11 protein-coding genes and 1 tRNA gene are annotated in these 13,545 nt (G+C 73.1%); 7 read left to right on the top strand and 5 right to left on the bottom strand.

Going from position 1 to position 13,545, the window contains the following annotated elements; translation table 11 throughout:
- The first annotated feature begins 133 nt into the window (after nucleotides 1–133).
- The 6 genes from IEZ12_RS30590 to IEZ12_RS30565 all read left to right on the top strand — a co-directional run bounded on the left by IEZ12_RS30590 (nucleotide 134) and on the right by IEZ12_RS30565 (nucleotide 6,227).
- On the top strand, nucleotides 134–1,339 hold the full coding sequence (locus IEZ12_RS30590; RefSeq protein WP_189276636.1) for a DNA polymerase III subunit delta': 1,206 nt from the start codon (nucleotides 134–136) through the stop codon (nucleotides 1,337–1,339).
- Between the two features lie 264 nt (nucleotides 1,340–1,603).
- Nucleotides 1,604–2,653, top strand: a complete 1,050-nt coding sequence (locus IEZ12_RS30585) for an alpha/beta hydrolase (protein ID WP_189276634.1) — start codon at nucleotides 1,604–1,606, stop codon at nucleotides 2,651–2,653.
- A gap of 185 nt (nucleotides 2,654–2,838) precedes the next feature.
- Nucleotides 2,839–4,425 (top strand): alpha/beta hydrolase, encoded by a 1,587-nt coding sequence (locus tag IEZ12_RS30580; protein WP_189276632.1) that lies wholly within the window; start codon nucleotides 2,839–2,841, stop codon nucleotides 4,423–4,425.
- 120 nt (nucleotides 4,426–4,545) lie between these two features.
- Nucleotides 4,546–5,199, top strand: a complete 654-nt coding sequence (leuE, locus tag IEZ12_RS30575) for a leucine efflux protein LeuE (protein WP_189276705.1) — start codon at nucleotides 4,546–4,548, stop codon at nucleotides 5,197–5,199.
- Between the two features lie 106 nt (nucleotides 5,200–5,305).
- Nucleotides 5,306–5,382: transfer RNA gene (locus IEZ12_RS30570), tRNA-Thr, on the top strand.
- A 566-nt stretch (nucleotides 5,383–5,948) separates the two neighbouring features.
- Nucleotides 5,949–6,227, top strand: a complete 279-nt coding sequence (locus IEZ12_RS30565; RefSeq protein ID WP_189276622.1) for a hypothetical protein — start codon at nucleotides 5,949–5,951, stop codon at nucleotides 6,225–6,227.
- Between the two features lie 112 nt (nucleotides 6,228–6,339).
- Here IEZ12_RS30565 and IEZ12_RS30560 read toward each other — a convergent pair whose 3' ends face one another.
- The 3 genes from IEZ12_RS30560 to IEZ12_RS30550 are packed head-to-tail and all read right to left on the bottom strand — an operon-like array spanning nucleotide 6,340 to nucleotide 9,927.
- A complete protein-coding gene (locus IEZ12_RS30560) occupies nucleotides 6,340–7,581 on the bottom strand; it encodes a sulfate adenylyltransferase subunit 1 (RefSeq protein ID WP_189276620.1) in 1,242 nt (413 codons plus the stop codon).
- Nucleotides 7,581–8,522, bottom strand: a complete 942-nt coding sequence (gene cysD / locus IEZ12_RS30555) for a sulfate adenylyltransferase subunit CysD (RefSeq protein ID WP_189276613.1) — start codon at nucleotides 8,520–8,522, stop codon at nucleotides 7,581–7,583. The genes IEZ12_RS30560 and cysD overlap by 1 nt, the downstream gene beginning before the upstream one ends.
- Nucleotides 8,503–9,927 carry a cation:proton antiporter domain-containing protein gene (locus IEZ12_RS30550; RefSeq protein ID WP_189276611.1) on the bottom strand — a complete coding sequence of 475 codons (1,425 nt, stop codon included), beginning with the start codon at nucleotides 9,925–9,927 and terminating at the stop codon, nucleotides 8,503–8,505. Before IEZ12_RS30550 ends, cysD begins: the two co-directional genes overlap by 20 nt.
- Nucleotides 9,928–10,043: 116 nt before the next feature.
- On the opposite strand from IEZ12_RS30550, the gene IEZ12_RS30545 reads away from it, so the two are divergent.
- Nucleotides 10,044–10,793, top strand: coding sequence for an SDR family NAD(P)-dependent oxidoreductase (locus IEZ12_RS30545; protein WP_100588202.1), 750 nt, complete (start codon nucleotides 10,044–10,046; stop codon nucleotides 10,791–10,793).
- A 23-nt stretch (nucleotides 10,794–10,816) separates the two neighbouring features.
- Here IEZ12_RS30545 and IEZ12_RS30540 read toward each other — a convergent pair whose 3' ends face one another.
- The gene (locus IEZ12_RS30540; RefSeq protein WP_189276609.1) at nucleotides 10,817–12,238 is read right to left on the bottom strand and encodes a class-II fumarase/aspartase family protein; all 1,422 of its coding nucleotides are present in this window, start codon (nucleotides 12,236–12,238) and stop codon (nucleotides 10,817–10,819) included.
- Nucleotides 12,239–12,345: 107 nt separating this feature from the next.
- On the bottom strand, nucleotides 12,346–13,515 hold the full coding sequence (locus IEZ12_RS30535) for a Glu/Leu/Phe/Val dehydrogenase dimerization domain-containing protein (protein WP_189276607.1): 1,170 nt from the start codon (nucleotides 13,513–13,515) through the stop codon (nucleotides 12,346–12,348).
- Nucleotides 13,516–13,545: the final 30 nt, after the last annotated feature.

The raw sequence follows: 13,545 nt of genomic DNA, 5'->3' as shown, positions 1-13,545 counted from the left end.
GTCGGCGCTGCTGCCGCCGCTGTCGAACGGCCCGGGTTGTCACTGGACGGCCCGGGCCGTCCGCTGTGCGGGCCGGGCTGTCCCCGTCCGGCGTTAGGCTCGTCGGGTCGGTGACGGCGAGGAGGAGCGCGGCGTGAGTGTGTGGGACGACCTGGTCGGACAGGACCGGGTGGTCGAACAGTTGCAGGCGGCCGCGCGGGCGGCCCGGGCCTCTGTGCTGGCGGGCCGCGGGGAGGCCCCCGCGGGCAACGCCTCGCTGATGACGCACGCCTGGCTGTTCACCGGCCCGCCCGGCGCGGGGCAGGTGACGGCGGCCCGCGCCTTCGCGGCGTCGCTCCAGTGCACCAGCCCGGACCTGGACCTGGGCGGAACCCCCGGCTGCGGGTTCTGCGACGGCTGCCACACCGTGCTCTCCGGCAGCCACGCCGACGTCAAGCAGGTGCGCACCGACGGCCTGTCGATCGGCGTCGGCGACATGCGCGACCTGGTGCTGCGGGCGGCGAGCTACCCGACCGGCGGCCGTTGGTCGGTGATCCTGGTGGACGCCGCGCACCGCCTCACCGAGGCGGCCGCGAACGCGCTGCTGAAGGGCGTCGAGGAGCCCTCGCCGCGGACGGTGTGGCTGCTCTGCGCGCCGTCCGTGCAGGACGTGCTGCCGACCATCCGCTCGCGCTGCCGGCTGCTGGTGCTGCGCACGCCCCCCGCGGAGGCGGTCGCCGACATGCTGGTCCGGCGCGACGGGGTGGAGCCCGGGGCGGCCCGGCTGGCCGCGCTGGCCGGGCAGGGCGACATCGACCGGTCCCGGCGGCTCGCGGTGGACGAGCAGGCCCGGGCCCGCCGCGCCGAGGTGCTGCGGATCCCGCTGGAGGTCGCGGACCTGGGCGGCTGCCTGGCCGCCGCGCAGCGGCTGGTCGACACCGCGAAGGCCGACGCCGAGGCGCTGGCCGAGACCCAGGACGCCAAGGAGACCGACGACCTGCGGGCCGCGTACGGCGCGGCCGAGGGCAGCCGGGCGCCGCGCGGCATGGCGGGCGCGGTGAAGGAACTGGAGAAGCGACAGAAGAGCCGGGCGACCCGGACCCGCCGGGAGACGCTGGGCGTGGCGCTCGGCGACCTGCTGGGCTTCTACCGGGACGTGCTGGCGGTCCAGCTGGGCGCGGGCGGGGCGCTGGCCAACGAGGACCAGCGGCCGGCCGTGCAGCGAGTGGCCGGCGAGGGCGCCGCGGAGAACACGCTGCGCCGGATCGAGGCGGTGCTGGCCTGCCGGCGGGCGCTGGACCGGAACGTGGACCCGCTGCTGGCGGTCGAGGCGATGACGGTGGCGCTGCGGGCGGGCTGACCTGCGGGGCGGTCGGCGCCGCGGACCGGCCCGGTGACAGTCGATGCCGCAGGCCGGCCGGGTGGCAGTCGACGACGCAGGCCGGCCCGGTGGCGGTCGGCGGTGCGGGCCGATGGCTTCGGGCCCGGTTGTCGTTAGCTCGTTCGAGTGAAGGTGGGGAGACGCCCGTACCGCGCGGCGGTCGGCGGGCGTGCGGTCTTGCACCCTGTGCACTGGCCACGCGCTCGCGTCCGGCCGGTCCTTCCCCGAGGTGGTGCGTCCCCCATGCCCCGATCGCTCCTCGTCCTGTTGCTGCTGGTGGCCGTGGTGGCGGGCAGTTGGCTGGCCCGGTCGGCGATGTCGCGCTGGCGGGACCTGCGGGCCGCGCAGACGTACGAGCTGGCGGCGGAGGCGCGTCCGGTGCTGGTCCGGGCCGGGGCGGCGGTGCTGTGCCTGATGTGCGTGAGCGCGCTCGGGGTGGCGGTGCTGGCGGGCCTGCGGCCCGGCCGGGTGGCGGTGCGGCAGGCGGTGGCGGCGGTCGGCACGGAGCGGCCCGCCGCGGCGCCGCCCGCGCCCGCGCCGGTGGAGGTGCTGTTCAGCAACGTGGGCCGTCCGGCGGGCGGTGAGCTGCTGCAGGGCGAGGTGCCCGGTCCGGACGGGCGGCCGCGCGCGGTGCGGGTGTGGCTGCCCGCCGAGTACCGGCAGGAGCCGGCGGCCCGGTTCCCGGTGGTCGTGGTGCACTCCGGGACGGCCGGGCGGACCGCCGACCAGGACCTGCCGGACGTGTTCGACGGCGCGGCGTCGGCCGTCGAGCTCGGCCGGGCCCGCCCGTTCGTGCTGGTCGCCCCCGAGGCCCCGAGCGGCACCGGCCACCCGTGCGACCTGGTGACCGCCGTCCCGCAGGCGGTCGCCGACGACCAGGCGCTGCGCGCGGCGGTCGGCGCGGTCTTCCGCACCCGTCCGGCCGGCCCCGACGGCTGGGCCGTGCTGGGCGTGGACGACGGCGCGCCGTGCGCGGCCGCGGCCGGACTGACCCGCCCGGACCTGTACGGGGCGGCCGCGGCCGTGTCCGGCCGGTACGACGGGCGGGCGCTGGCGGCCGCCGCGGGCGAGGCCTCGGCCGGGACGGCGCCGCGGCTGCTGCTGGCCGCGGCGAAGCGGGACACGGACGGCCTGGCCTCGGCCCGGGAGGTGCAGACGGCGCTGCGGGACGCCGGGGCGCGGGCGGAGGTGCGGATCTCCGACCTGGTCCAGGACTACTCGGCGGACCGGGAGCAGCTGCGGCTGGTCCGGGTCGCGATGCAGTACCTGACGGAGCAGCTGCCGAAGCCCTGAACCGGGCCCGCCGACCGACGCGTTCCGCGGTGTGATGATCAGCCTCCGGGGTGGCGGTCGGGGGCCCGGGCGCGGCGGCCGCGGTCACGGGGCGTGTCGTTCCGACGGCTAGGCTCGACCTCCCGGCGACGGCCGGGTCGGTCGGCCGGTGGGCCGGCCCGTTCCAGGGGAGAGGACCCACGTTCATGAGAGTCGCCCGGCCCCGCCGGTTCCTGTCCGCCGCCGCGGTGGCCGCCGCCGCGTCCCTGCTGCTGGCGGGCTGCACCTCGGGTCATCCGGCGCCCACGGCGAGCGGCTCGCCCGGCAGCCACGCGCCGGCCCCCGCGAACGGCGTCACCCCGCTGGAGGCGCTGCCCACCGAGCTGCCGGCCGGGCTCGCCCCCTACTACGCGCAGCAGCTGAGCTGGAAGCCGTGCACCACGGACTTCGAGTGCACCACCTTCAAGGTGCCGCTGGACTACGCCCACCCCGGTGACGGCCACGACGTGGAGCTGTCCGCGATCCGCAAGCCCGCCGCCGACCAGGGGCACCGGCTGGGCTCGCTGCTGCTCAACCCGGGCGGCCCCGGCGGCTCGGCGATCGAGTACGTGCAGAGCGTCGCGTCGCGCTACGACGGCGGGGTGCGCTCCAGCTACGACCTGGTGGGCTTCGACCCGCGCGGCGTCGGCAGGTCCGCGCCGATCACCTGCCTGAGCGGCGACCGGATGGACGCCTACGCGGCCGCCGACGTCACCCCCGACGACCAGTCCGAGATCGACGCCCTGGTGGCCGTCGACAAGGAGTTCGCGGCGGGCTGCTCGGCCCGGGCGGGCGAGCTGCTCGGCCACGTCTCCACCGTCGAGGCGGCCCGGGACATGGACATGCTGCGGGCGCTGGTCGGCGACCGGAAGCTCAACTACGTCGGCAAGTCGTACGGCACCTTCCTCGGTGCGACCTACGCCGGGCTGTTCCCGAGCAAGGTCGGCAGGGTGGTGCTGGACGGCGCGATGGACCCCTCGCTGGACGCCGTCACCGGCAACACGACCCAGGCCGGCGGCTTCGAGACCGCGTGGACGGCGTTCGCCAAGGACTGCGTCAAGCGCGACGACTGCCCGGTCGGCCGCACCGAGCAGGAGGCCGGCGACAAGCTCGCCGCCCTGTTCAAGAAGCTCGACGCGGAGCCGATGTCCACCGGCGCCGACCGTCCGCTCACCGAGGCCCAGGCGCTCACCGGCGTCGCCGAGGCGATGTACAGCGAGGCCCTGTGGCCGCACCTGCGCGCGGCCCTGGCGAGCGCTCAGAACGGCAGCGGCAGCGGGCTGCTGCAGCTCGCCGACCAGTACTACAGCCGCAACGCCGACGGCAGCTACGACAACCTGATGTACGCCAACATGGCCGTCAACTGCGTCGACCTGCCGGCCTCGTTCACCGACCCGGCGGCGGTCACCGCCGCGATCCCGGCGTTCGAGAAGGCCGCGCCGCACTTCGGCCGCGACATGGCCTGGATGGCACTCGGCTGCGCGTACTGGCCGGTCAAGCCCACCGGCGTCCCGCACACCGTCCGGGCGGCCGGCGCCGACCCGATCGTCGTGGTCGGCACCACCCGCGACCCGGCCACCCCCTACGCCTGGGCCAAGTCCCTGGCCGGGCAGCTGGAGTCCGGGCGACTGCTCACCTACGAGGGCGACGGGCACACCGCGTACGGGCGGCACAACACCTGCATCGACGACGCGGTGAACCACTACCTGCTCAGTGGGGCGGCGCCCGACAACGGGAAGGTCTGCACGGACTGACCCTCGTCGTGGTCCGCATGACGGGACCATCTGTCAGGAGTGTTTGTGCGTGAAGGGGCTGGCGCTAGCATGGCGCAGCCCCTTCGGCGTTCCTTGCCTCCCGGACCCTTGGAGACCGTCGTGCTCGGCGTCCACGACCTGACCACCTACATCCTCGGCGCACTGGTCATCGTCCTGCTGCCCGGACCGAACTCCCTCTACGTGCTCTCGGTCGCCGCCCGCAAGGGCGTCCGCACCGGCTACCGCGCCGCCTGCGGCGTCTTCCTCGGCGACCTCACCCTGATCAGCCTCACCTCCCTCGGCGCGGCCTCCCTGCTGCGTGCCAACCCCGCGGTCTTCGCGGTGGTCAAGTTCGGCGGCGCGGCCTACCTGCTCTGGATAGGCCTCGGCATGCTGCGCGCTGCCCGGCAGATGTGGCGCGAGCGGGCGGTCGTCACCGGCGCCGACTCCGATTCCTCCGCCGAGCAGGACACCGAGCGCCCGTTCCGCCGCGCGCTGGTCATCAGCCTGCTCAACCCCAAGGCGATCCTGTTCCTGCTCTCGTTCTTCACCCAGTTCGTGGACACCGACTACGGCGCCCCCGCCCTCTCCTTCGCCCTCCTCGGCGGCGTCCTGCAGACCTTCTCCTTCCTCTACCTCTCGCTGCTGATCTTCGCCGGCACCTCCCTCGCCAACGCCTTCCGCCGCCGCAAGCGCCTCTCCGCCGGCCTCACCTCCTCGGTCGCCGTCCTGTTCGCCGGCTTCGCCGCGAAACTCGCCGTCTCCTCCGCCTGACCGGCCCGCCCCACCACCGCGTACGGACCACCCCGGAAACTGTGTAGACTGACCCGCGTTGCCAATGCGACCCTGGTTCCACCAGCCGGTCTGTCCTGGCAGCGGTGCCGCCTTAGCTCAGTTGGCCAGAGCAACGCACTCGTAATGCGTAGGTCATGGGTTCGAATCCCATAGGCGGCTCCAAGAAACCCCAGGTCATCGCTTCTGACCTGGGGTTTTTGCGTTCCTGTTCCGATATCGAAGATCAGGATGTCCGAGCGGAATGTGAAGTTCCGGTAGAGCCCCCGGCCGGTGGGTTGCAATTCGGTGCCTCGACATGGGCGAGCGGCGGATGGATCGTGTCGAAGTGAGATGTCCGAACTGTATTGCTTTGGCCGTTCGCCTTCCCCGGTTATACCAGGGGTCCTGTCGGATTCTTGCCAGTGCGGCCATGGCGGATCTGACACGATTGAACCGTGCTGGGCGCGGGATTGCGCGGCCGGGCACCTGGAGCTGCCCCTGGCGGCCGGACGCCCCCCGGCCGGCCGCCACGGGCTGGATGGCGACTGGTCGAACTGGTCCGGAGGAGGTACGTCATGGCAGCTGATGGAGGGGAATTCCGGCTGGAGGAAGACACGGAGATCCTGCGGGATCAGGTTGTTTTCCACAGAATGTCCCTCGGGGAGTACTGCCGTGAGTTCTCGGAATCCGAGTTGGACGAGCGACTCGTTCCGTGGTCGCGGGTGACCATCGCGGGGATTCTCCGCGAATTGACCAACTACGAATTCGACTGGTCCGACTGCGTCCACCGGCATGTGGGCATGGTCGTGCGGAACGAGCAGCCGCGGCACCGGAACGGCGAAGCGGACGTGTTCGACACCTGGCAGGTGGCCTGCACCCGCTCGCGGCTCGCCGCGGACCACCTGGAATCGCTGTGCGCGCAGGGGAAGTTCACCGACGAGCGGCTCCGGATGGCGCTGCTGCCGCTCGGCGCGACGTACGCGCGGTACCTGGCCCAGCTCCAACTGCTGCGCACCGAGCGCCAGTAGCGGCGCACGGAGGCCCGCGGCCGGGTGGCGCGGTGCGGATCCTCGCGCCACTCGGCCCGGTCCGGGGCCCGGAACCCGCAGGTGCCGGCCGGACCGGGCCGAGGGCGTGGGGTCACACGATGATTCCGGCGCCCACGGTGTGGTTGGTCGACTCGTCGATCAGGATGAACCCGCCGAGCGTCCGGTTCCGGCGGTACTCGTCGAAGACCAGCGGCGCGGTGAGGCGGAACCTGACCCGGCCGATCTGATTGCAGGTCAGCTCAGCCGCCGGCGTCTCGTGCAGGGTGTTGATGTCGAGCTGGTGGTCGATCGCCTCGACGCTCGCCCGGACGCGGCGCGTCGTGTGCTTGAGCACGTAGCGCTGCTGCGGGACGAGTGGCGCCGTTTCGTCCATCCAGCAGACGAGGGCCTCCAGTTCGCCGGCGACGGTCGGCACGTCCTGCGGCGGGCAGAGCAGGTCGCCCCGGGAGACGTCGAGCTTGTCGGAGAGCTGGACGGTCACCGACATCGGCGGCCGGGCCTCGGTGACCGGGCCGGACGGCGAGTCGATCCGGGTGACGGTGGTGGTGGTCCGCGACGGCATGACCAGCACCTCGTCGCCGGTCCGCAGGACGCCGCCGGCGACCTGGCCGGCGTAGCTGCGGTGGTCGGTGACCGTGACGGACTGCGGGCGGATCACGTACTGCACCGGGAACCGCGTCCCGGTCCCGAGGTCGGCCGACCCCGCGGGCGCGCTCTCCAGCAGCTCCAGCAGGGGCGGCCCGTCGTACCACGGCATGTTCTCCGACCGGTTCACCACGTTGTCGCCCCGCAGCGCCGACACGGGGAGCACGGTGACCCGCTTGGTGCCGATCTGCCGCGCGTACTCCGTGAATTCGGCGCGGATCTCCTCGAAGCGGTCGCGGTCGAACCCGACCAGGTCCATCTTGTTCACGCACAGGACCAGGTGCTCGACGCCCAGCAGGGTGCAGAGGATGGCGTGCCGACGGCTCTGCTCCACCAGGCCCTTGCGGGCGTCGGCCAGGATGAGCGCGAGATCGGCCGTCGACGCCCCGGTGACCATGTTCCGGGTGTACTGGCTGTGCCCCGGGGTGTCGGCGACGATGAACTTCCGCTTGGGGGTGGAGAAGTAGCGGTAGGCGACGTCGATGGTGATGCCCTGCTCGCGCTCGGCCCGCAGGCCGTCGGTGAGCAGCGACAGATCGGTGTAGTCGTCGCCGCGGGCGTGCGACACCGCCTCCACGGCGGCCAGCTGGTCGTCGAACAGCGACTTGGTGTCGTAGAGCAGACGGCCGATGAGCGTGGACTTGCCGTCGTCGACGGAACCGGCCGTGGCGAATCGCAACATGCTCATCAGAAGTACCCCTCACGCTTGCGATCTTCCATGGCGGACTCGCTGACCTTGTCGTCGCCGCGGGTGGCGCCGCGCTCGGTCAGCCTGGTGCTGAGCAGCTCCTCGATGACGTCCTCGGGCGTGGTCGCGTCGGAGACGACGGCGGCCGTGCAGGAGGCGTCGCCGATCGTGCGGTACCGCACCCGCGCCGTGAACGGCTCCTCGCCGGGCCGCACCGGGAGGTGCTTGTGCACGCCGTAGAGCATGCCGTCGCGGCTCACCACCGTGCGGTCGTGGGCGTAGTACAGCGCCGGCAGCTCGATCTCCTCCCGGGCGATGTAGTTCCAGATGTCGACCTCGGTCCAGTTCGACAGCGGGAACACCCGGATGGACTCGCCGGGGCGCACCGACGGGTTGTACAGCGACCAGAGCTCGGGACGCTGCCGCTTCGGGTCCCACTGGCCGAACTCGTCGCGGAAACTGACGACCCGTTCCTTGGCCCGGGCCTTCTCCTCGTCGCGGCGGGCGCCGCCGAAGAGCGCGTTGAGGCGGTGCCGTTCCGCGGTCTGGAGCAGCACGGGCGTCTGGATCGCGTTGCGCATGCCCGACCGGGGTTCGACGACGAGCCCCGAGTCGATCCCCTCCTGCACGCTTCCGACGATCAGCTGCGCGTCGAGTTCGGCGACCAGCTTGTCCCGGAGGTCCAGCACCTCGTCGAAGTTGTGGCCGGTGTCCACGTGCACCAGCGGGAACGGGATCCTGGCGGGGGCGAAGGCCTTCTGGGCCAGGCGGAGCATCACGATCGAGTCCTTGCCGCCGGAGAACAGCAGGCCCGGGCGCTCGGCCTCCGCGACGACCTCGCGGAGGATGAAGATCGCCTCGGCCTCCAGGGCGGCCAGGTGCTCGGTGTCCGATGCCGCGCGCGGGTCCGCGGCCGTCCGGTCAGCTGAGGAGCGGGGCATCGAGGTCCTCCTTCGCGAGGGATGTGGAAGCGGGTCCGTCGGGCGTCGCCGCGGGCGGCTGCTGCTTCGGCACGACCCGGCGCAGGATCGGCCCGGTCATCGCCGTGGTGACCAGCGCCATGCAGACGAACATGGCGAACAACGCGGGTGTGAGCACGCCGAGTTCGACGCCGAGGTTGAGCACGATGAGCTCGGTGAGCCCGCGGCAGTTCATCATCGCGCCGATCGCCAGGGACTCCCGCCGGCTGTGGCCGCCCACTGCGAGCGCCGCCACGGTGCCGCTGCCGAACTTCGCCACGACGGCCACCACGAGGACCGCGAGGCAGGTCAGCCACGCGGTCGTGCCGCTGAGCGTGTTCAGCTGGGTCCGGAGACCGACGATGGCGAAGAACAGCGGCAGCATCACCCAGACCGTGATGCCCTGGATCTTGCCGGCCATCTCGCGGAACAGCGGCGACTGGCGGGGCATCACCACGCCGGCCATGAACGCGCCGAAGATGGTGTGGACGCCCATCCGGTCGGTGGCGAGCGCGCTCACCAGGACCAGGCAGATCAGCCCGGCGGAGACCCCGTCGCGCACGGACGGGCGGCGGTCCGCCCATTGCAGGGTGCGCGCCAGCAGCGGCCGGACGATCAGCATCATGATCACCACGAAGGCCGCCATGTAGGCGACCGCCAGGACCGCGGACGTCACCGAGGTGCCGCGCACGATGGCGATGACCACCACCAGCAGGCTCCAGCCGGTGGCGTCGCCGATCCCGGCGGCCGCCATGCCCGTCACGCCCAGCGGGCTGTGCAGCATGCGCCGTTCGGCCAGGATCCTGGCCAGCACCGGGAACGCGGTGATGGCGAAGGAGAGCCCGATGAACAGCAGGTAGGCCGTCATGCCGGCCCCGTTGGACGGGTAGCGGTGGTAGAGCCACAGCGCCATCGAGATGCCGATGAGGAACGGGATCGCGGTCGACGCGTGCCCGATGACGAGACCGGTGCGGGTGCTCCGGCGGAGCAGTCCGGACGGCAGTTCGGCGCCGACCAGGAACATGAAGAAGACCACGCCGAGTTGGGCCAGCAGGTCCAGCTGCGGCAGGACCGAAGCGGGGAACAGCGAGTGCTGCACCTGCGGTGCGAGGGCGCCCAGCACGGACGGACCCAGCACGAAACCGGCCACCAGCTCGCCCACGACGGCCGGTTGGCCGCACCGCCGGGCCACTGCGCCGCCGAGGGCGGCGACGGCGATCACCACGGAGGCGGCGATGAGCAGGCGGAACAACGGTCCGCCGGCGCCGGCCGGATGGGCCGCGGCCTTGGCGGTGGCCCCGCCCGCGTGGTGGGTCAGCAGAAGAGCCACCGCGGCGGCCACCGGCACCAGTACAGTGATCGAATAGACGCTAATCCAGCGCCTCATAGCCAGTTCTCCGTTCGGATGGGCAGAGGCCGGGATCGGTAACGGATGTCAGCCTCCGGCGATGGGCCCCCACGGGCCTGCGCCACGGGGGACACAGCGTGGGGGAGGTTCGGGCGATGAGCAGGTTTGCGGTGGTCTCCGGGGGTGGCACCGGGATCGGCAAGGCGGTGGCCGCGGCACTCGTGGCCGAGGGGGCGGAGGTGCTGCTGCTGGGTCGGCGCGCCGAGGTCCTGGACGCCGCGGTGGCGGAACTGAACGAAGCCGCGGGCGGGAAGCAGGTCCGGTCGCTGACGGCCGACCTGGCCGAGCCCGCGGACGTGGCCCGGATCGCCGACGGCCTCGCCGCGGCCGGCCGGCCCGTCGACGTGCTGGTCAACAACGCCGGCGGAAACCTCGCGCCGCAGCCGTCGGAGGACCTCGGGCAGATCCGCCGGGACTGGCTGGCCAACTTCACCGGCAACGTGCTGCCCGTCGTGCTGCTGACGCAGGCCCTGCTGCCGGTGATGGCCCGCCCGGGCGGCCGGATCGTCACCGTCGGCTCGGTCGCGGCGCTGCGCGGCTCCGGCTCGTACGGCGGAGCGAAGGCCGCGCTGCACCCGTGGTCCTCCGAGCTCGCGCTGAAGGTCGCGCCGGAGGGGATCACCGTGAACGTGGTCGCGCCCGGATACATCGGGGGCACCGAGTTCTACGGCGACCGGATGTCCGACGAGTTCCACGCCGACCGGTCCCGCCAGGCCCCGGTGGGCCGCGGCGGAACCGTCGAGGAGGTCGCCGCGGCCGTGCTCTACCTGGCGGGCCCCGGCGGCGGGTTCACCACCGGCCAGGTGCTCCAGGTCAACGGCGGCGCCGTCACGGGCCGCGGCTGACCTGTCCCGCACGGCCGGAGGGGTCACCGGGCGTCCAGTGACCCGAGCGACTTGTGGGCCTCGGCGACCACCCGGGCGGCGAGCGTGGCGGAGGAGCCGAGGTAGCCGTCCGGGTTGAAGATCTCGGCCAGCTCCGCGGCGCTGAACAGGCCGCTGATCCGGGGGTGCTCCGCCAGGAGGGTCCGCACCGGCCGGCCCTCCTGCTGGGCCTGCTGGGTCAGGTCGTAGACGGCCTCGTGCGCCCGCTGCTTGCCGATCTGCTGACCCAGGGCCAGCATCAGCCGCTCGGACATGATCTTGTCCGCGACGGCCTCGGCGTTGGCCCGCATCCGGTCGGTGTGGACGATCAGCCCGGTGACGCTCTCCAGCATCATCGTGCAGGCGGCCAGGCAGTAGTGGGCGATGTCGGGCACTACTGCCCACTCGATGCGCAGCGCCCGGGAGTCGCGCTCGTGGTCGCCGATCAGGGCGGCGAGCGCGGCGGCGGCCTGCCCGCTCGCCAGCCGGGCCATGACGACGATCTGCTCGGCGCGCTCGGGGTTGCGCTTGTGCGGCATGGTGCTGCTGCCGACCTTGCCCGGCCGCCAGGCCTCCGAGACCTCGCCGAACTCGGGCCGGGACAGGGTCCGGATCTCGTCGGCGATGCGGCCGAGGGTGCCGGTGACCATGGCCAGCACCGTGACGAACTCGACCGGGCGGTCCCGGGCGGCGTGCCACACGGTGGTCGGCACCTTCAGGCCGAGCCGGTCGGCGAACCGGTCCAGCAGCGCCGGCCCGAGCTCGCCGAAGCCCGCCATGCTGCCCGCGCCGCCGAACAGTTGGGCCGCCACGGCCCGCTCGCGGAGCGCGGTCAGCCGGTCGCGGTGGCGCAGCAGTTCGTCGGTCCAGCCGGAGACCTTCAGGCCGAAGCCGATCGGCAGGGCCGGCTGGGCGTGGGTGCGGCCCAGCATCACGGTCTCGGCGTGCTCGGCGGCCAGACCGGACAGGCAGTCGATGAGCCGGGCGACCTGGGGTTCGAGGACGTCCAGCACGTCGCGGATCTCCAGGCTCTGCGCGGTGTCCTGGATGTCCTGGGTGGTGGCGCCGTAGTGGATGTACTGGCCGGCCTCCGGGCCGCAGACGGTCTCGAAGACGCGCAGCAGGCCGACGAGGGAGTGCCCGGAGTCCTCGATCGACTCCTGGACGGCGTCCAGGTCGAGGAGCTCCAGCTTGGCGGACGCGGCGATCTTCTCGGCCATGTCCTGCGGGATCAGGCCGAGTTCGCCCTGGGCCAGGGCCAGCGCGGCCTCGATGTCCAGCCAGCGCTGGTTGCGGCAGACGTCGCAGAAGATGCGGCGGCTGTCGGGCGTGGCGTAGCGGTTGCCGTAGAAGCGGGAGTCGGTGATGTGGCCGCGGTCGTGGCGACAGGACTCGGTGGTGACGGCGTCGTGGGTGTGGGTGCTCATCGTTGGGCTCCGTAGGGTGTGGCGGCCAGGAGGGCGGGTACGGCGTGCCGGGTCGTTCACCCGACGGCTCCCCGGGAGCGGAGGTCCGGCTCCCGGGGCGGGGATGTTCAGGCGCGGATGTCGCTGAGCGTGAGGTACGGGCAGTGGCCGTAGGCGGGCGCGTCCGGGTCGACCTTGGTGCGGGCGGCCAGCTCCATGGCGGCGTCGCGCGGGGTCAGGCCCCGGAGCCGGGCGGACTGGAACAGCTCGTCGACGAGCTGGCGGGTCAGGTGGGCGGACCGGCTGAGCACCTGCTCCGCGGTCGGGGCCTGCTTCGGGCCGAACAGGACCTCCATCGAGGCGGACCCGCCGATCCCGCCGATGAAGTCGGGGACGACCAGCACGCCGTGCAGGTGCAGCGCCCGCTCCACCGCGTCGCTCAGGCCGAGGTTGGCGCCCACGGCGACCGCCGCGCAGCGCAGCCGGGCGGCGCGGTCCGCGTCGAACGCGTCGGCCCCGGCCGCCAGGACCAGCACGTCCGCCTCCACGTCGAACAGCGACTCGCGCGAGGGCAGCGCGAGGGCCGGGTCGAGCCCGGGCACCGGGGAGCCCGGCGCGCTCGCGAGCAGACGGGACAGGTCGAGGCCGCCGGGGGACGCGATCGCGCCGTGCTCGTCCGCGACGGCCACCAGCCGCACCCCCTCGTCGAGGAAGGCGTGCGCGGCGGCGCGGCCGAGCGTGCCGAAGCCCTGCAGGGCCACGGTGAGCGGGCCGGTGCGGTGGGCGGCGCGGGCGGCGCCGATCGCCGCGTGGCCGAGGATGTGGCCGGCCCGGCGCTGACTGAGCGTCAGGAAGCCCACCCGGTCCTTGAGTCGGGACATCCGGACCAGGAACTCGTCGTCGCTCAGGCCCTGGGCGTTCTTGACGGCGTACTTGACGGACGGGAGGCCGTGCCCGGCCGCCAGGCGCTGGAGCTGGTTCCAGTCGGTGCCCATGTCGGAGCCCATGCTGAAGCGGGTGCGCAGCTCCTCGGCGAGGAAGCCGAGGAACCCGCTCAGCACCTGCTCGGCGTCGGCCGCGCGCGGGTCGTGGTCGAGTCCGCACTTGGCGCCCTGGACGTTCAGGCCGAGCACCTGCTGCTTGAGCGTCATCCGGGCGGCCAGCGCGCCGAGTTCGGCCCCGCTGAGGCCGGGCCTCATCCGGCAGCCGCCGGCCGCCAGCCGCGCGGTGCCGCCGTCGTAGGCCAGCCAGCCGCGTGCGCCGGTCAGGGGGTCCTGGTAGCTGAGCGTCTCTGTCATGATCTTCCTCTCTTCGCCGGCCTGCCGCCG

Origin of the sequence: Kitasatospora griseola (assembly GCF_014648555.1) — a bacterium.
In the GTDB taxonomy this organism is placed as follows: domain Bacteria; phylum Actinomycetota; class Actinomycetes; order Streptomycetales; family Streptomycetaceae; genus Kitasatospora; species Kitasatospora griseola.
This window is presented reverse-complemented; position numbering and strand designations above follow the sequence as displayed.